This window comes from Leptospira wolffii serovar Khorat str. Khorat-H2 (assembly GCF_000306115.2).
Classification (GTDB): Bacteria; Spirochaetota; Leptospiria; order Leptospirales; family Leptospiraceae; genus Leptospira_B; species Leptospira_B wolffii.
Genome location: NZ_AKWX02000020.1, coordinates 775080 through 794632, shown reverse-complemented (window position 1 = coordinate 794632; position 19553 = coordinate 775080). Strand labels below are relative to the sequence as shown.

The following is a 19553-nucleotide window of genomic DNA, read 5'->3' as shown; positions in this document are numbered from 1 at the left end:
AGTAAGCGAATGATCCCAACAAGAAAACCGGAACCGGAATCCTTAATCGAAGGCAATATCAGTCTACCCGAAATAGACGCAATCATCCGGGAGCTAAAAATATTAAATCCAAACCGAAAGGAAGGTTACGAGTCCGTAGCTGACCGAAAGGGAAAGTTAAAGAAAGTACTCGTTGCAAACCGGGGAGAAATCGCGAAAAGATTCTTCCTCGCGTTGAGAGAAGAAGGTATCCGTTCAGTAGCCGTCGTAACGAATCCGGACAAGGAACAATCCTGGTACGAATCGGCCGACGAAATCGTATATATCGGAGAATCGGACCGTTACTCGGATGCAAAGACGCTCGTAGCGGCGGTCTTGCTATCCGGAGCGGACGCAGTCTACCCTGGTTACGGATTTCTGTCCGAGGATTATAGATTCGTCGAAAGCCTGGAGGCCGCTTCTTTCATATATAATAAAAATATAATTTTTATGGGACCCAAAGCCTCCGTGATGCGGAAGGTCGGAAACAAACTGGATGCGAGAAAGCTCGCCTCGGAAAACGGAATTCCCCTCTTTAAGGGGAGCGGTCCCGTGTCCGGAGACCAAGAAACGATATTACAGGAAGCTGAAAAAGTAGGCTATCCACTGATAATCAAGTTAGATAGCGGGGGCGGAGGAAAAGGGATGGTCGTCGTTCGTAACAGGAACGATCTACTTCCCGCCGTAGAAAGCGCCGTCCGAATCGGCATTCAATCCTACGGCAATGCCACTTACTTCTTCGAAAAATTCGTGGAGCGTCCGGCTCATTTCGAGGTACAGATCTTTAGCTCTACGGCCGTCGGCATACGCAAATGCGCCGTCCAAAGAAGAAACCAGAAAGTGGTGGAAGAAAGCGGAGAAACGTTTCTAGACGATAGAACTCTACTGCAGCTTTTATCTTCCGCCGAAAAAATCGCACATATCTCCGGATATTCCGAGGGTTGCGGCGCGGGAACCGTGGAGTTCCTACTGGATAACGAAACCGGAAACTTCGGATTCTTAGAAATGAACACTAGGCTCCAAGTGGAATACCCGGTCACGGATCAATCCCTCGGTATCGATCTGGCCAAATGGCAAATTCTACTCTTTGACGGAAGAGAGCAGGAGATCCCTTACGACTCCGTCGTAAGGAAAAGATTCTCGGACAGAAATCATTCTATCCAATGTAGGATCTACGCGGAGGATCCGTTTCAAAATTATTCTCCTTCACCCGGAAAGATAAAGGATCTGGAATTACCCACCTTCAACGGAGTACGTTGCGATTTCGGATTCAGAAAAGGGGACCGTGTGCTCGGAGATTACGATCCGATGATCGGAAAACTCATCACAACCGGCACAACCCGAGAAGAATCGCTTCTAAGAATGGAAAGAGCTCTTTCCGATCTTTATGTCAGAGGAATCACGACGAACATAGAGCAACTGATCGGATTAATAAGACATGAACTCTTTCGGAAGGGAAATTACGATAACCGAATATTACTCGATCATCCTGAACTCACTCGTTCCGACTCCGAATCGGAAGAAGAGGCGGCCCTATATTGTTCTCTGGCCGAATGTCTTCGCATTACTGAAAACGATCGGATCGAATCCTTGAGAGGACGGGATCTAGCAAAACTATTGCATTCCCAAGAATCCGAATACTCCGATTACCAATTCGAATTGAAATCTGAAACGGTAAATTTTCAGACAAAGCTCTTTCGTCTTTCGACGAACTCTTATCAAATTCTACTGAACGGAAAGGACTACGGTAAAATTGGAATCCTATCCAAAGGAGAATCCGGAGAGGAATTTTTGGCGGAGTATCGGGGCAGGACGGTTCCTGTCCGTATAGACAGAAGACCTTCCTTCCATTCGATACGTTTTCCCGATGGAACCGGAAAATTAAGATATTCCCGTTTTTCCGTTCATTCCAAAGACAAAAGATCCGACTCCGATTCGGCCGGGTTCTTACGCTCTCCTTTCCAAGGGACTTTCGTAAAAATATGCGAAGATCCTAATACTAAAATTGCTTGGACGGAAGGTTCCCCGATACAAGAAGGGGATCCTATTCTGATCATCGCTGCAATGAAGATGGAAACCGTCCTATGCGCTCCGAGTTCCGGGACTCTAACTTTCTTGGCGGAACACGGAGATCTTGGCAAATTAGTGCGAGGAGTCACCGCATCCGGAATGGTACTCGGTAAAGGCTTTGCAGAAGGAGAGATACTTGCAAAAATAGAATCCGTAGTCTCTGATTCCAAAACATCCGATTTCACCAATAAAAGCGCATTACCCGAATCCCTTTGGGAATCTCTTTCTATCTTAGAGCCTGAATCCGACGCTAAAACGGTTTTTCCTGAATCCGTCCAAAGCCCTCAGGAATTACGAAAATTACTCCGTTCCTGGTCTTTAGGAACCCTAAGAGAACAAGATACTGCGGCAAAAATCGATTCGCTACTAAAAACATTCCATTTTAATAATGGTTCCGATTCCGAAAACAAGTCCTGGGGAAATTTCTACATAGAGATCCTAAAGTTTCACGTATTGGTTAGAAGAATATTCTCCTCGGATCCCGGGACCAAATTCTCCCATTACGGAGAAATCCATAGATTGCTTACCCAATGGGATACGGAAGGTTATAATCCTCCCAAAACCACCAAGAAGCTGCTATCCAACGCGTTTCATTATTACGGAGTCAAATCCTGGAATCCGTTAAGAAGAACCAAGGACCAAGAAGAAGCGTTTCTATTCCTTGTACGCGCTTACGCGAATCTAAGAGAAGGTAAGGAAGTATTCGCTAAGATGTTGGAACTACTTTCCGTTTACGCTCCTCCCACGCCTTCCGTGGATCTTGCCTTAAACGGTATCTTATTCTTGGAAGAAAGAGAAAAGGAAACTTCTTTAGAAAAAACGGTGCGTAGAATTCTCGCAGCAAGAGGGAATCGTCCTCAAAAATTCAAAGGAGGAGACGCAACCATTTCTAGGGAGCATGTATTCGATTATATCCGATTCGTGAAAAATCCATGGTCCCTAGTTTCGGAAGAAGCGATGGAAAGATTGGAGTTCCTTTTTTTGGATTCCTTCGGCAATCCGCTTCCTCTCATTCCGGAAGGGATATCGGACTCTCTCTCTTCCAAAATAAAAAGGAAACTGGAATATTGGCAGGAAAAGGGAAATATCAAACGGCTCTTTTCTCCCGCGAAAGGACATTATATTTATATAATAGAAAAGGAGAATGAGAAGGAATACATCCTATTCTCCGCCTTACTTTCCGATCCGGGACATAAAATCTCCAGATTCGACCTGGAAACGGTCGCCAAAAACGGATCCTGCATTCTACAAGGAGCGCAAGCGCTCCGAAAGGCGGATATTTTCCGATTCGAAGTGTTAGTGAGCGAAACTCCCGTCGAATTCGATCTAGGATCCGAGGACGAAGAAGTATTCAATTATAATAATATAATGGAATCCGCGGGATCCGTAGTTCGTTTCTTTCTACACGGATTGTATAGCCAATTCACTATGGATTTCCTAAGTAAGGATACGGGAGAAATCGTTACGCTTTCCTTCTTTTTTAAGGAAGGAAAGCTGAGAATGGATGTGGTCTACCCGGGCGATCCTAAATTTCCTTACGGAAATCATTCCGATCCCAAGGATAAAGCGCTCTTTCAAAAAGGAAAATGGCCTCTGGAATCCTGGGCGGATCTAGTCTTCGACAGGGATTCCGTTCGAGAGATTCTTGTCAAAGGCGCCGACGGAATTCTTAAAAGGAATCCGAAAACCGGTCTGGAGGAAGAACATAAACCAGGAGCCAAGATTTATTCGGGAAGGATCGGAGGGAAATCCGCAGTATGCTTCTTCAAAGATTCCAGAGTGGCTGGAGGAGCCACCGGCGATTTAGAGGGAAGGAAGTACATAGCCGCGGCATATTATGCGTATCGAAAAGACGTGCCTCTATACGTTTGGAACGACGGAGCCGGAGCCAATATCAAAGAAGGAATGGTTTCCTTGAATCGAGCCGCGGAAGGATTCTTTATGAATTCCCTTCTAACTTCCAGATCCGAAGTCTCGGAATTTCGAGCGGCAATCGAATCCCATCCGGATACAATACTTAGACAAATTTGTTCCGACATAGAGAAAGAATACGGATCCGAATTCCGCGTCTATTCGTCCGGGGAAAAACCCGAGAATTGTTTCGTAGTCGCGGTAGGCATAGGTTCCTCTACGGGGCTAGATGTATACGGATCTTCTCAGGCATCCCTTCAGATTATCCTCAACGAAGAGGAATCGTATCGAGTCCTAACCGGATCTTCCGTAATAGAATCCGTAACCGGCGAGAAATTCACCAACTTCGAAATCGGCGGGGCAAGGATCATGGGACAGGCAACGGGAACCGCCGACTTAGTCGCGAACGATAAGGTACAATTGATCTGGTATCTGAGGCGCATTCAGGATTCCTTATTAGGTTCCCATATCTCTAAAACGGAACCGCAGCACAATTCCCCCAGGGAAGAATGGTGCGTATTGGATGAAAATGAAATCCTTCGAAACTCGGATTATAAAACGTTTTTAGCGATAAAAGAAAATTACTCCGGATCGGGATCCTTGGTAACGGGTCTGACAAGATTCGGAGATAGCCCCGTTCTAGTCATGGGCCCTAGAACCAGCTATGGTTTCCATTCTCTTCCGTGCATAATCAAAGCGAAAGAGTCCCTGAAAATCGCGGAAAAAACCGGATCCAATCTACTCCTAGTCTACGGAAATAAATGGTTCCGTAGTTCCCACTTAGACGATTCGGATTCTCTCAGGCCCCGTAGAGACTTCCAAAAAGAGTTACAAAAATTTAATAGAATCAGACTCCATATGGTCAAGAATCCGGACGGCCTACGCATACCTGAACTCGCCGCGGGAGGAGACGCATGGCTATTGGTAGAGGGAGAAGATCGTAAAAGCGTCGTAAGCAAACGCATCTTAGAAAATGCTAGGCGGTGGGCCACCTTCACGGCACCTAACGAAGAAAGCGCATACGAGACGGTCGCGAAGTTTTTCCACCTAATGGAAAAAAGGGAGATCGGTAATAGTGAGACGAACAATTCTCCCATCTCCCTTCCTTCGGAGATTTCCAGTTCCTACGACATGAAGGAAGAAGTCGTATTAAAAATCTTTGATCCGAATTCCTTTCTGGAATTTTTTCCCTGGGATCCCGGTTCGAGTCTGATCACGGGCCTGGGAAGAATACGAGGAAAAACCGTAGCGGTCATCGCGGATCAACCCAAAGGAGGCGGATCCCCGGACGCTCCCGGAACGGAAAAATTCAGAGTGTTTACCGAATTCGTTGAAAAGCACGGAATACCGTTACTCATGCTTTCCGATGCGCCCGGCTTCGTTCCGGGTACAAAACAGGAAAGACTCCGAATCCAACAAATCGGAGGCGAATCCTTGGACGTAAACGTCCTCTCCAAAATACCGGTTCTGTCTTTAGTCTTAAGACAAAATTACGGAGGCAGACAAATCCACGCGTTCAGCGGGTTCCTTAGACCTGGAATCGCCTATTATTCATTAGCAGATGCGACCTTAGCCGTGATGGGCTCTAATTCCGCTTTCGATCTATTCCAAGGAGCAAAGGTTTCCACATTACGTAAGGAAGGAAAAGAAGAAGAGATAGAAATGCTTCGAAACGAATTCTTCGACGATTTCCGAAAAAAATCCAGAGCCGACGCTGACGCAAAATCTTCCGGAGTACTGGACGGAGTATTCTCCTCTATCTCCGATCTAAGAGAGATCGTGGAGTCTGGACTGAAGGAAGCTGAGAGAAAAACGGAAGCCTGGAGATCCTTGCGGGAGAAATACTCCCGCGGTCCGATTTACACGACTTCCGGCAATTCCGAAGAAGAATGGAAAGACCTTATCCTCCCATAGAACTCTCGATCTTTGCCTAAAAGAGTCCGAGCCGTAGACTCGGCCGGGCTCTTATCTTTTTCGAATGGCAATCATTGCGATATCGTCGGACAATTGGGATAGACCCGCTTTGCCCAGATCCTGCTGAGTGTGCGCTTCCACATCCGATACGACGGTCTTGATCAATTCTTCCGGTCTCTTTTCTCCGTTAGCATGCAGTAGTCTGGCTAACTTTTCCCGGGTATACATCTCTCCGTTCGGATTTCTTGCCTCGTCCAAACCATCCGTATACTCGAAAAATACGTCCCCCGAATCCAGAGTAAGTACCCTTCTCTCTATCGTAGTTTCGAAGAACGAATTCTCATCCATTCCGATTGGCAAGCCTCCCGCAGGCAGCTCCTTGATCTTACGATCGGATGCGTCATAAAAAAGAGGCTTAACGTGTCCCGCGGAAATATATTCCAGCTTGGAGGTATTGGAATCGAATATGGCCAAAAAGAAAGTAATGAAAATATGATCGGGAGTATCCTCGTAAAGATAGCCGTTCGCTTCCAAGAGAATTTTTTTCAGATCCCTTTCTCCTTTCCGAAGAATGGCCCGTATTTGAGCGCGGAAAAGGGCCATCACGATAGCGGGACCCACACCGTGATTGGAAACGTCTCCGATACAGATGGCGATCTTGCCGCCTCCTAACTCAATAAAATCGTAATAGTCGCCGCCCACTCCGGTCATCGCCTTATAAAATGCCCCGAATTCCACGAAATCGTTCAGGCTGGTAGGAAGTTTCTCGGGCAAAAGGCGCTTCTGGATCTCTTCGGCCGCAAGGAGTTCCCCTTTCATTTCCTCCCTCTCCTTCAGACCGTGAACCATATCGTTCAATGATTCGCTAAGAACTCCGATCTCGTCGTAACCCGCGGGCGGAAATTGGACGTTCAGGTCCCCTTCTCCTATCTTCTCCGCATTCAGACTAATGGCGCGTATCCTTCTGACGACCAACCATGCAAGACCGTAAGCTAAAAGAATCGCAGTGATTCCGATTATGCCTGTGTAACGAATCATCTCTTCGCGGTTACTCCGCAATTGACGCACGCCTTCCGTCCTATCTATGACGATGATATTATATCCCAACAAATCCTTACGCAATAGATCGTAGACTAGACCCTTTCCTTCCTCTTCTCCGGAGGCGATCAGAGGAGAAGAGTCCATGGCCCACATGATCTCCTCCACTTCGCTACGACTACGAACTAGTATCCCAGAATCCCAAGAAACCCCTTTAGGAGGTTTGGGCAATTCGGTCTCCGAGTTTCCGGAAAGAATCCATTCTCTCAGAAGCTTCCATTTTGCGCGCACCGCCTTGCGCTCCGACTCTTCCTTATAATACTTGCGGATTCCGGAAGGCCCCGTCTTGAAAGGAATAAATGCGAAATCTTCCAGAGCGGCTTCTCGCAAACCGTAAACCGAATCAACGACCAGCCTCAGCCGTTCCTGGCTCCAATCCCCCTTGGTGGAGTCCATACGAATTAGAGAATCCTTATATTCTTCCAGAATAGCTTCGGCGTTTCGGATCTTCTCCTGGATTTCTTCCGGAGAGAGTTTATTTTGCCCTTCTTTAGGAGGGAATTTCAGCATCTTTTCCCATTCCGAAATTTCCTTGCTATTCGATTCTATCTTAGCTTTAAGAGCAGCCTTATCCTCTTCCCATTTCTTTTCGGATTTTTCGAAATCGGACGTATAAGGCTGCAATTGATCCAGCTTGGTCTCGCGTTTCTTGAGCATTTGGCGGTATGCCAAGGCGAGATTCTTGAATTCCTTATCCGCGGAGGGTTTGGCCTTACCGTCTTTCCTCAGCTCCGCCATTCTTGATTTCAGCCTTTGAGAAATTTCCGCAATCTCCGAGGAAATCTTACGATCCTCTTCCAGGAATTCTTTCCAACGCTTTTTATTTTCGGAGATCTCTCTCGTCAAGGAAAGCGATCGTTCCGCGGTGCTCGGATTTCTGAATACGGGACGATAAATCACCTCGTATTGCCTTCCTCCCACTTCGAAACTTTCGGGTTCGTTCTTACTTCGGATGATTTCCAATACGTCGGAATCTCCGAAAAGGCTCTTCCTACTTTCTTCGAAATCGGAAAGAGCGAATAACTTTTTTCCCGTTTCCGAACTCTGGGAAAATAGAAGTCCCGTATCCAGAGTCTGCTTTCCTTCCCTATCGTAAGCGAGAATGCGAATTTTATCCGGAAGTAAACCCAAGGAGGAAATTCTATCTTTGAAAGAACCTCTAAAGAAATTCTGTAATGCTTTGGTAAGAGCGGTTTCTCCGGCTGCCGCTTTCTTTTCTCCGTCCGGAATCGCCTTTTCTGAAACTCCCTTTTCTCTTACCAATTTATCCTTATCGGAACTTAAACTCTTTTGCTTTTTAGGATCCAGATCGGGTTTAGCCAATTCCTGGTCCAGGGCCTTGAGTTCCTCGTCTATCTCTTCGATTCTTGTTCTTGCGGATTCGGATCCGATTCTAGCTACTGCGGTTTTCTCCGCAATGCTGCGTATCCTTTCATAGACAGGGTTATCGATCGGAGCTCCATTCTCCTTTCTTAATTCGTTTCTGACCTTGGTCTCGAAATCCTGGATTTCCTTCTCGGAAAGATAACGAGTAAAATACGTATCCACGGATTTATAAACATTTCCGCGTTTTACGTTCAACCCTATGGACTGTCCGAACGATTTCAAGGCACCGAAGAAGCCTCCTTCTTTCTGGACGACGGTCCTCTTGAACTTGCTGAGTTGCTTCTTCTTCTCTTTGACTCGGACCTTGAATTCCTCTACTAAAATCAAGCTTCGGCTTAGATTCTCCAAATCCAAGACCACCGAGTTGACGTATTCCAAAGGAGCCTTAACTTCGGAATCGAGCTTCTCCTCCAGGGCCTCGGTCTGCTGGGAATAATGAATCACAGAAGTGAAACCCAGAATGGAAATCACGAGTAAAGCGGTAAAAAAGGAGAGCTTCGCCCGGATACCGGGGAGTACGGCTCTCAGAATCTTATTCTTGATCATTTGAATCTCTCGTATGAATCAGGGTGAGTTTATTGCGCGGCGGATTTTTCAATCTTTGGTAACGAACGATCATGACTTTTTTAATGGATCGAAGTCCGAATCCTCCGTCTGCGCCGCTTTCGTATAATTCCTTCCAAGTTTCGCTTTTTTCTTTAGTAGGGTCGAAGGGAACGCCTTCGTCTAGAATGGAGAATTTCCAATTTCGCTTGTTTCGCTTCATCCGAAGCTCTATCTTAGAATCGTTCGGTCCGGAAAATCCGTGTTCGATAACGTTCGTCATCGCCTCGTCCAAACAGAATACGATTCTACCCTTGATCAGATCGGGACATTCTTCTCCCAGAAATTCGCGCACCTCCGAACGGATGTTGGACAATTCGTCCAAATCCACGGAGTAAAATAAGACCCTTTCCCGGGAAAAATCCATCGAGGATAATTAAACTCCGCCTAATGCGTCATCCAAAGTCGGGAACACTCTTACCTTTTTAGTGAAGTACATGAGTTCCATCGTATCCTTGACTTCTTTCTTCAGACTGCAGAATACGATCTCGCCGGATTTATCCTTCAAAAATTTCTGAATGGAGTTCAATACTCCGATTCCTGCGGACGCGATATAAGTCAGAGCCGAACAATCGCATACGATCGTTTTGATTCCGTTCCCTACCGCCGCCTCCAGCTTGATTTTCAGATCCGGAGCCGTCTTTGCGTCGATCTCCCCCGCTACCTTTAGGATCAGTCTACTTCCGTCCACTTTTTCGTTGAATGTGAGGTTTGCCATTTACATACCTTTCCTTAATTCCTTCATTAAATCCTTACTTTGGATGATCGCATACAGCTTTCTCTCCAGAGCGTCTATTTCGTAATAATACTTTGTATTCGGATCTCCCTCGAATATGTGCGCGTATTTGCGTATCCCTTGGATCGCCTTCTTGGCGTTTCCTTCCATGATACCTCGGGTGATCGTGTAGTACAATTCGATCGCCAGGGAGTCTTTTAAAGTTTCACGAAAACCGTTCTCCCTTTTACCAAGAGCGTCCAGAAGATTCTCCACTTCCTGTTCGCTATAAGTTTCCGAATCGCTGTAATTGATCAGATATCTTGAAAGTAGTTTTTTGCAACGGACAAGATTGTTCACCTTGGCAGCCGCCAAGATCTGCTGATAAAGAGTATGAACTTCGGTATCCAAATACACCTTTTGACGAGTCCCGTCCAGTTTAACGGGCTCGAAAGCGGATTTCAATTCTTCCTTCGAAAAATTTCGGATGGAATCCTCGAAAAGCTTTTCATTATTATTACTCGTTAATTTTGCGAATTCTTTTAAAGGCTTTTCTAATACTCCTACGAATTCCAAAGCTTCGGGAGAGAAGGATATATTCGGGTCTTCCTGCATCTTTTCCAGGAAGAATATGCAGGAATCTCCGAGCGCGGAGAGACTTTCCTGCAATCCTTGCGAAACTAGACGTTTGCAATGGTGGGGAATGGTATGGAGGTAGGAAGGATTCCGCGAATCTTCCTGGATCTTATCGATCATCTTACTCGCCGCCAAGGCAGAATGCGACTTTTCCTTTTCCCAACCGGCGTAAACGAAAGGATCGAAGAGATACTTTCTAAAATTCTTTTTGCCGGACATAGCGAGAAGGCGGATTGTCTTTACTAGTTCTTGTGCGAGATCCTGAGGGATTGAAGTTCTTTTTTCGGCCATCGTCAGAGGAATCTTTGGATCGATTGGACTCCGAAATTAAGCCTTTTTAATCTTTTGTTAGGCGAAATTCAAAGGATTCCAGTGCAGCATCTTCGTTTATCCCTTCAAAAAGCATAGCAAATTCCGATCCGAAAATTCGCATACTCTCGCTTGCGACATAAATCCTTAATACTGAGAACCGGTTCTACTTTCTTGCGGACTCTTCTCTTTGACGCCGGCTCCTTTCCATCTCATTTCGGCCGCGACCGACCGAATCACTTCCGCCGCCAAATTTTGAACGGGAGAAGTATAAGAAAATATTCCTTCATCCTTTTTATATGCGCTCACTTTCCAAAGAATCGTCCCGGTTTCTACCTGAATCGCCTTCGCCTCAAAGCCGAAACGAACATGCTCGATCCTTTGGCTGAGCGGGTGAGTCGCAAAACCTTGTACATAGGAAGTAACGATACCTATGACTACGACCTTAGCCCCGCTTCTTCGACCGAGGTCGAATAAATCCGGCGATTCCGGACGATTCGACGTAGGAGGAACCAACCCCTCCAAGTGGCGAACCTGATATCCCAGATTCAAGAGTTCGTTTTCCATATAACCTTGTGCAACCTTGCCTGCCTCCGGGTAATAGCCGGAAAAAGTTCCTTCATTTCTATCTGCGAAAGGCAGAATCAAGACGGATGATTCCGTATCTCCCTTATATTTATCGTTTACGTAGACATTGGAATAGAAGGAGACGCATCCGGAAAGAAAGGAAGCGAGGAACACTGCGAGAATTCGATTATGGAAAGGCATTCTAGAAATATTACAAATCGATTATCAAACTAGGAGTATGGCTCTCGTGCCTTTCGCAGGTTCGCTCTCAAAATCCAGGCGAGCGTCCAAACGTTTGGCCATATCGAAACATATGGAAAGTCCGATCCCTAATCCTTTTTCCCTAGTGGTTCCAAGTCGAGAACTAAGTCTACCCTCTTTCAACTCCTTAAGGTGTTCCGGGTCGATCCCCATGCCTTCGTCTTCGACTAAAAAACGGAATGCGGAACCGTCCGAATCTCCGGTGACCTTCACGTTTTTACCGGGAGGAGTGAACTTAACTGCATTGGAAATAAGATTTCTAAGTATGATCCTCAGCACTTCCCTATCCGTACTCAGGACGGAAGGCGGTTTGACGTTCAAGGAAAGATTTACGTTCTTTGTTTCCGCCACCGCCCCGTAATATTTGATCATCTCGTCGAATAATTCGCCCGCATCGAAAGACTCTTTTCGAATATTCAAATAACCGAAATTAGCCGAGGCCCAATGTGCGGTATTGTTGATGAAGTCGGAGACCGATTTGACTTCGTTGGTAATTTTTTTGCAGAACCCGTCCATTTGTTCGGGAGAAAAATCCGCAACGGACATGAGTTCCGCCAAAGCGCCGAGTTGGGCCAGAGGGGCTCTTAGGTCGTGGGTTAAAACGGAAAGAATACGATCCTTAAAATCGTTGCGTCTTTGCAATTCTTCTTTCTGGCGATAGACCTCGTCGATGTCCTTGAAAGCCACGACGAAATATTTATCCAAAAGAGAAGCGTTAATCTCGAACCATTTATCCTCTCCGTTTTTGAGACGAAGCTTTGCGATAGCCGTAACGGACTCGCCGCCGCCCTGCCTTACCTTTTCGACCTTGTCGTACCAATCTTTAAGGACTTTTTGTCTGTATTCCGGATCCGGATAAAGGGTATTAAACCATTCTCTAGCGGTAGGAAGTTCGGAATATCCGTATCCCAACTCTTCGCGAAATGCCCGGTTCAAGTAAAGAATATCCTCGTCTACCGGTTCTCCTTGGGAGATTCCGAACGGGCAGGGGATAAAATCGATGACCTTTCTTAAAAGTTCCTCATCCTGAAAAATCTCCGCAACCCGATTCTCTCTTTTCATTTCGTTCAATCCTGCAGAATATCGACCTTAATTTCGATAAGGGAGTATACTAAAAGATACGTGAATTCGCGAGCTAATTTTTTTTCTCAGGAAAGTTTCCGACATGGACACATTCAAACTTAAAATACGCGCTGTAGTTTCGCCTCAAATTTGCCCGTTTCCGTTGAATATATTTCAATCCGTGAATACGTTACCCGTTCTCACACTTAAGGAGTCTCGATGCTTATCTTTGTAACGTCCGATAAATCCCGGATCTCGTCCACGATCTTAAGAATGTCGAATTCCCTAGGTACCGCAATGGTAAGCTTTATCTGTGCTTTCTTCGTTTGAAAGTCCTGCATAAACGACTCGGAGACTAAGCGAAGTTTATTTTTGACCAAAAGGTCCCGAAAACCTTTCTTATGGAATTTCTTCTGCCTTAGATCTAGGATGAGAACCTTATATTCGAATTTACCGAAATACCTATCTTCAACCAGGTCGAATGCGATCAAGATAATGAGAGTAACCACAGTGGTAAGAAAAGAAGCGAAGTATAAACCGGAACCCACCAGCAATCCGATAGCCGATACCACCCAGATAGAGGCAGCCGTATTCAAACCTTTAATGGTCATCCCCGATTTAATGATCGCACCTGCACAAAGGAAACCGACTCCGGATACCACTTGGGCGGCGATACGGGATGGATCTCCCGTCGTAGCGGAAGAATCCGAATCCGGAACATAGATGGAGAGAAACATGAGAATCGTGGATCCTAATCCGATCAGGATATGGGTTCTGAAACCCGCACCGTGATTCTTTTGCTCCCGGTTCCAACCGATAACGCCGGCAAAGACGATAATCAAGAACACTCGGATGGAAACGGTGATGGCGCTGATCTCTTTGGATTCCAGAATTTGTAGGAGTTCCTGCATCTACTCTTAGCCCCTCTTTCCTTAAGATTCGACAGTCGAGGAAAAGTCCTCTCTACCTGTACCAAAAAATCGTTCCGCTGGAAATCGTGAAAAGCGAATAATAATTCTTCCGAAAAATTAAGAGATCAAGGCCGGAAACGATAGAGTTCCTTTACCAGTTCAGGATTCCTTCCCATCACCGCGCTCATCCGGATGCGGTCCCAAACCAAGGGCTCTCCGCTCTTATCCAAGGCCAACCCTCCGGCTTCCTCTAAAGCCAAAATTCCGGCGGCGAAATCCCAAACCTTGGCACCGCTCAAATTCATGAACAAATCCGTTTTTCCCTGTAGAAGTTCCAGAAAGCCCGCTCCCGTAGCCGCTAAAGCCCGGGTAGCTAGAACGTTCTTGGAGACTCGATTGATCCAGGCAAAATCGTCGTCCCGAAACGTATTATTTATTTCTAATGAAAGAACCGATAATTCCAAAGTTCCCGTCTTATTCGGGAGAATTTTATTCCCGTTCACGAAAGCGCCACCGCCGAGAGAAGAAGTCAAAAAAGTTTCGGAAGCGGGGAAATAGATACACCCTTCTCTAGGTCTGCCTTTTTCCACATGAGCGAGTATCACGCCGAATTCTCCGATCCCTCTCGAAAATAGAGCAGTTCCGTCCAGTTCGTCGCAAACGATATAATCCTGGGGCAAAGGCTCCGAATTCTGCTGTTCCTCCATGATAAGCGGAAGCCCGCGAAATTCCTTTTCCAAAATTTCCTTCAGGATCGTATGAGAACGCAAGTCCGCCTCCGTCAGAACCTGCATGGGATCCTTTAAGTCGAAACTGGATTTACCGTCGAATAACTCCAGAATCGCGGTTCCCGCTTGCTTAGAGGCGTAAACGAATGTGCTTAGAATTTCGGAACTGATAGACATCGATTCTGGAAGAATCCGGAATTCGCGCGAGGAAACAAGGATTTTAAATACTAGCGTCGAAACTCAAATTACGGAGAATAGAAAGTAATCGTCCCTGTCCGAAATCTCCATGCCGTCATTCTTACGATTTAAGCCGGAGGATTTCTTCTTCTTATCGGAATTCTTCGACTCCGATTCGATCTCATCGTTAAGAATCTGATAACCCTTGGGAGAATAGCGAATCCTGTGCTTTAATTTTAGATCGCCGCAGTCCAAAGCGGATCTAGCCGAACCTTGGAAATCGTTCGTAAGATAATGGGCTCCTACGGGCAGGTTCTTTCTAAAATTCGGAAAGCAGTACGGAGCATGAAGACAAAGCAAGAGTTGGAACTCCCCTTCTATTTGAAAATCCCGTAAAAGATAATCCTTTTGGAAGAATCGAATCTCCGGAACTTCACGATAATTCTTCTCCGAATCTATTACGGATCGAATAAGAGACGGATCCGAAAAGAATTCCTCCACCTCGTCTCTGGAATCCACATAAGTAACCGAGCGAAAGTAAAAAGAGGGAGTGATATGGATACCGCTTCCGGGATAAACCACGTTACCGCTGCCCAACATATCCCGCAAAAGACGAAACAGTCCGGCTCTTTCGAAATTCAAGTCCTTGTATAATTTCTTGTATTTCTCTTCGATCGTTTGCTTCTTCACGGTAGAACTCCGATCCTAAACATATCCGGAATCCGTTCTTGCCGACGACAATGCGGGTAGAATACGAAAAAATAATCGATTAAAGACTGAAATTGGGAAATTTCCAAGCGAACCTCATCCCAGCGCTAGGAGAATTTATTCCCTCGTATTCGATTGTCACTCACTAATATTCCAACCGGAACAATAAGCAGCCCTGGATTGATTAGCACATTGGAGCGGTTCTAAAGGAAAGGACGGCTCTATTTTCGTTTCTATATAATATTCAAAGAAGATCGTTTTTCGCGTAGGAAGGAAATCTTGGAATTTTTTGCAATAAGCGACCGAGGATTTCCGATCTCCTTGAGACTTCCGATTCTTATAATATTCTCCTGCTTCGTCGGAAACTAGAACTAAATGTAATCCTCCATTCTTTGCGTAAAACAGTTTCGTTCTGAAACGTAAGAATCGGGAATTTACGAAGACTGCGGTCCTTTCTCCTTTCAGAAAAAACTCGTTCCCTTTCTTTTCGTATTTACCGATCGTTACAAAAACGACTTCTTGTCCCGGCGGATCGTTCTCTCCGTATTCTCCTTCTCTAGCCCAATCGTCCAATCTTTCCACGGACAAGAAGTTGTAAGAACCGAGTAAAGGTTTGAATCCTTCCGAGTACTCCGAGCCCAAATTGCATACGATCTGCTTCGGATTCAAAAATCGATCAGGGGGAGAATCGATACGTAGATGCCCTGAAAATAACCAGCAAGACTTGTCTGAAATCCGATACCAATCACCTTCCACTCCATCGATCGTTTCTTTAATACCGGTTTTCTCACTGAGAGCGATAATTTGTCCAAAAACGAAAGAGGTTTTGATTTTGGAATCGCGGCTAGGATATTCTCTGCAGAATAGTCGATCTGCAAATACAAAACCGACTTGCTTCGGTTCAAAAGAGGTATTCGAACTTTTCCCTCCGTCGCATGTAAGCGACAAGAAAAGAACGCCGTATATTATAAAAATTCTATATACATCCGGTATCCTCATTTCACGTAGGGTGTTTGGAGGGAAGATTTCTTATACGGAAATAATTCGGATTAAAGATTCGTGTCTTCGTCCGAAGTGTCCGCCTGAGGCTGAGATTTCGTAGGTTCCACATCGTCCAGAATGGAAGGCCGTTTGGTTTTCTTTTCGGGCTTTGGAGCGGTAATCGTACGAATTCGGATAAATTTACCGAAAATCCAACCTTGGACCGTTTCGGTAAATGCGTCCTTGTATTTCGTATTCACAAGCACCTTATAATAGAAGTCCTCGATTTTCTCTCCGTCGATATTGATAATATAGGCGACTGGACTCTTACTTAAGACTTTACCGACTTCTCCGCTTTCCAAATCGCGAATCTTAGAAGCTCCTACATAGGGTTCCTTCATCAAAGGTGCCTGACCGGAAATTACGGTCATGAACTTTCCGTACGCTTTTAATTTATAGAGCCTTGCGCTGATTTCCGAAACGATCGCTTCGGAATCCGAATGTGCGTCCAAAATCCTCAGTAATGCAAAAACGGCGAAGGAATTCTTCTGCTCGGTGAGAGTATCCAGAATTTGTACTCTAAGATTTTGCTTCTGATCGAAGGAATCTTCCAGTATCTTCATGGAAGTGCGAGTCTTGTGTCTGCCCAAGGCCTCGACCGCCGCCTTCTGGAATTCTTCGTCGGGAGAATTCAAATAATCGATAAAAGTGCGGATATCTTCCGGAACCTGATAATATCCCAGTCCGAGTATGGAAGCCTTCACGATTTCCTTGTCGTCGGAAGTGATTCCTTTTTTCAGAAGGACTTCTCGGGCGCCCGGGTCCAAGGTTTTTCCCATTCCGCGGAAAGAGGAGACTCGAATCTCTCGATCGGAGGACTTTGCTCCTGCATAAAAATATTCTAATGAAGAAGGGGAACCTATCTGTGCCAGTCCCTTATAGGCCGCTTGCCTTACCTGTTCTCCGTCGCGATCGATCATCTTATGGAGATATTTTGCGCCTGACTTGCTTTCCAAGCGTCCTATCCCTAACGCAGCCGCTGCTCTTACTCTGGGAATAGGATGAGTGGCCCCGAATCTACCTAATTTCGGAAGATCTCTCCTCGCTTCGGCTTCGAATACAGCGAGCAGTCCTTTCTTGAATAGATCGTTGTATTTTTTCGTTTCCTTGTCTACGGGAGCCTTTTTGGACTTCTTCGGTTCCGGTTTTTCGGGAAGATCTTGGTCCGAAGGAGTCCCTGATTCCGGAGAGGAGACTTCCGGAGAATTCGGATCCGCTGCGGTTTGGGCCCGAAGAGAGAAGCTAACGGACATTAGAAACCAGGCAGTAAAAAGCCCGGAGAACATTAAGCGAAGGATCAATTGCAAATGCATTCTTTTTAGCCGAAAAGCAAGCATGGGTCCAGGAAACATTCTCCCCTTCTCGCCTCTATTCTTTTTTTTCGACCATCCGTTATCGGTCGATGACCTTTTTTTTGGAATTACGTCGATTCTTGCCGATAAACCCCTGCCTGAAAGGAATAATTTCTTTCCAAAACTCTTAATTTCGATCCGTATCTTGTTCAAAATCCTAGACCAATTTCCAATTTTCTCCACGGTCCTGTCTCTCTTGAGTCCCTTCTTCATAAAACAAATCGCTTACAAAAGTTCTTCAAAAAGAGTAAATACGGAAAAAAATCCGCATCCCTAAATCGGGCGCTCGTGTCGGAACTGCTTGACTCGGCCCCCCTGAAATGTTACCTTTTTAAGGAAAGAAGGAGACAGATTTATTAGTAAGCTCAGCGGTAACCTTTCCGGTTTAAAGTCCAACCAGATCCAAAGACTCAAAAAGCTCTCCGAACGGAGAATACGGGAGAATGTGATCGTCACTCCCGAAGTTTCCAGAACACTCACAGAATTATCCCTAGAAATATCAAGACAGATCGGAATCATGATCGATCGAAACGGTTACGTGACTCATGTGATCGTGGGTTCTGACAGTTCCATCGATATCCCTTGGCTGGACAGGATTCGTACGTCCGAAGCCAGGCTTAGAGGCATCCGACTCGTACACAGCCATCTAAAAGACGAGTCCCTGAACCAGGAAGACCTTACGGACTTAGCTTTATTACGTTTGGATTATATAACCGCGGTCACCGTGGACGATAAGGGTCTTCCGAAAGCTTATTATTCCGCTCATGTAAATCCCGAGGACGAGGAAGGCGAACCTTGGACAATTCTTCCTAAAAGGAATCCCGGCCAATTATCGGAAGGAATTCTGGAGGAAATCCAGGAGATAGAAGGCAGAATGGCTCGTTATCGCCGTAATTTAAAAGGCGCACAAAAGGAAAATCGGGCCTTTTTAGTGGGAGTCTATCCGGAGCAAATCAGAGGAAGGCAACCTTCCCAATCTATAGCGGAACTGAAAGAGCTTTGCAGGTCGGCGGGAGTACATGTGGTCGATTCATTCATCCAACGCAAGAATCGTCTGGATCCCGCGACCGTATTAGGAAAAGGTAAATTAGAAGAGATAGTGCTAAAGGCCATTCAAAAACAAGTGGAGGTTCTTGTATTCGATCTGGAGCTTTCTCCCTCCCAGGCCAAAAAAATCTCCGATTACGCCGACCTAAAAGTCATAGATAGGACCCAATTGATCCTGGACATCTTCGCAAGAAACGCCAAGAGCCGAGACGGTAAATTGCAGGTGGAACTCGCGCAATTAAAGTATTTGAAAGGCAGACTCTCGGAATTGGACGATAATATGTCCAGGTTAACCGGAGGAATCGGAGGAAGAGGACCGGGAGAAACCAAACTCGAGATCGGCAAACGTAGAGTAGAAGAAAGAATCTCCCGTCTCGAACAGGAACTTAAGTCCCTAAAGAAAAGAAGAGAAGTCGCAAGAAGACGTCGCAAGAAAAACGAAATCCCGGTTTGCGGCATCGTAGGATATACGAACGCAGGCAAGTCCACCCTTCTGAACGCGATGACAAATTCTTCGGTGCTTTCAGAGGACAAACTCTTCGCTACCTTAGATCCGACTTCGAGAAGAATGAGATTTCCGGAGGAAAGAGAGATCATCATATCGGACACCGTGGGTTTCATACACGATCTTCCTCCCGAACTCTCGAACGCATTCAAGGCCACTTTGGAAGAATTGGGAGACTCTGATCTACTTCTTCATGTGATAGACATATCCAACCCCGAATTCAGAACGCAGATGGAAGCTGTCGAGACGATCTTAGAGGATTTGGGACTTTCGGATATTCCAAGAATATTAGTTTTTAATAAAATTGACGGACTCCCCGAAGAGGCCAGAAACGAACTCTTGAGAGAAGCGGATGCGGATACGATCTATGTTTCCGCAATCAAAGGATTCGGATTGGACAATTTATTGGCTCGCATCGAGGAAAAAATCTATTCCCAAGCGGAAGCGAAATTACAGGAAAGAAGACTCTGGGAAGAGGACGCGGAATTCGAAGAAACTGCCGAAGAAACTTTGGTTTAGACTCTTTTGTACGAA

Annotated in this window: 13 protein-coding genes; 2 read left to right on the top strand and 11 right to left on the bottom strand. The window is 45.8% G+C overall.

Annotation, left to right across the window (positions count from 1 at the left end):
- The first annotated feature begins 9 nt into the window (after positions 1-9).
- On the top strand, positions 10-5913 hold the full coding sequence (locus LEP1GSC061_RS16980; protein ID WP_016546353.1) for a carboxyl transferase domain-containing protein: 5904 nt from the start codon (positions 10-12) through the stop codon (positions 5911-5913).
- Between the two features lie 51 nt (positions 5914-5964).
- Here the strand turns inward: LEP1GSC061_RS16980 and LEP1GSC061_RS16975 are convergent, their stop codons facing one another.
- From LEP1GSC061_RS16975 to LEP1GSC061_RS16925, 11 genes are all read right to left on the bottom strand, one after another.
- Complete coding sequence (locus LEP1GSC061_RS16975) at positions 5965-8943, bottom strand: PP2C family protein-serine/threonine phosphatase (RefSeq protein WP_016546297.1); 2979 nt, start codon at positions 8941-8943, stop codon at positions 5965-5967.
- Complete coding sequence (locus LEP1GSC061_RS16970) at positions 8930-9367, bottom strand: ATP-binding protein (RefSeq protein WP_016546542.1); 438 nt, start codon at positions 9365-9367, stop codon at positions 8930-8932. The genes LEP1GSC061_RS16975 and LEP1GSC061_RS16970 overlap by 14 nt, the downstream gene beginning before the upstream one ends.
- A 9-nt stretch (positions 9368-9376) precedes the next feature.
- On the bottom strand, positions 9377-9718 hold the full coding sequence (locus tag LEP1GSC061_RS16965; protein ID WP_016546458.1) for an STAS domain-containing protein: 342 nt from the start codon (positions 9716-9718) through the stop codon (positions 9377-9379).
- Positions 9719-10642: a hypothetical protein gene (locus LEP1GSC061_RS16960; protein WP_016546162.1), complete on the bottom strand. Its 924-nt coding sequence runs from the start codon at positions 10640-10642 to the stop codon at positions 9719-9721.
- A gap of 165 nt (positions 10643-10807) precedes the next feature.
- Positions 10808-11428: a hypothetical protein gene (locus LEP1GSC061_RS16955; RefSeq protein WP_016546384.1), complete on the bottom strand. Its 621-nt coding sequence runs from the start codon at positions 11426-11428 to the stop codon at positions 10808-10810.
- Between the two features lie 24 nt (positions 11429-11452).
- Positions 11453-12550 carry a sensor histidine kinase gene (locus LEP1GSC061_RS16950; RefSeq protein WP_016546277.1) on the bottom strand — a complete coding sequence of 366 codons (1098 nt, stop codon included), beginning with the start codon at positions 12548-12550 and terminating at the stop codon, positions 11453-11455.
- A 206-nt stretch (positions 12551-12756) separates the two neighbouring features.
- The gene (locus LEP1GSC061_RS16945; protein ID WP_016546679.1) at positions 12757-13461 is read right to left on the bottom strand and encodes an MgtC/SapB family protein; all 705 of its coding nucleotides are present in this window, start codon (positions 13459-13461) and stop codon (positions 12757-12759) included.
- Positions 13462-13586: 125 nt separating this feature from the next.
- Positions 13587-14366: an inositol monophosphatase family protein gene (locus LEP1GSC061_RS16940; protein ID WP_016546548.1), complete on the bottom strand. Its 780-nt coding sequence runs from the start codon at positions 14364-14366 to the stop codon at positions 13587-13589.
- Between the two features lie 63 nt (positions 14367-14429).
- On the bottom strand, positions 14430-15056 hold the full coding sequence (locus tag LEP1GSC061_RS20890) for a hypothetical protein (protein WP_016546620.1): 627 nt from the start codon (positions 15054-15056) through the stop codon (positions 14430-14432).
- A 156-nt stretch (positions 15057-15212) separates the two neighbouring features.
- Positions 15213-15830 (bottom strand): hypothetical protein, encoded by a 618-nt coding sequence (locus tag LEP1GSC061_RS16930; RefSeq protein ID WP_156844574.1) that lies wholly within the window; start codon positions 15828-15830, stop codon positions 15213-15215.
- A gap of 293 nt (positions 15831-16123) precedes the next feature.
- Entirely contained in the window at positions 16124-17428 is a 1305-nt protein-coding gene (locus tag LEP1GSC061_RS16925; protein ID WP_016546328.1) for a HEAT repeat domain-containing protein, read from the bottom strand.
- Between the two features lie 394 nt (positions 17429-17822).
- Here LEP1GSC061_RS16925 and hflX point away from each other — a divergent pair, with 394 nt between their 5' ends.
- Entirely contained in the window at positions 17823-19538 is a 1716-nt protein-coding gene (gene hflX / locus LEP1GSC061_RS16915; RefSeq protein WP_198014284.1) for a GTPase HflX, read from the top strand.
- Positions 19539-19553: the final 15 nt, after the last annotated feature.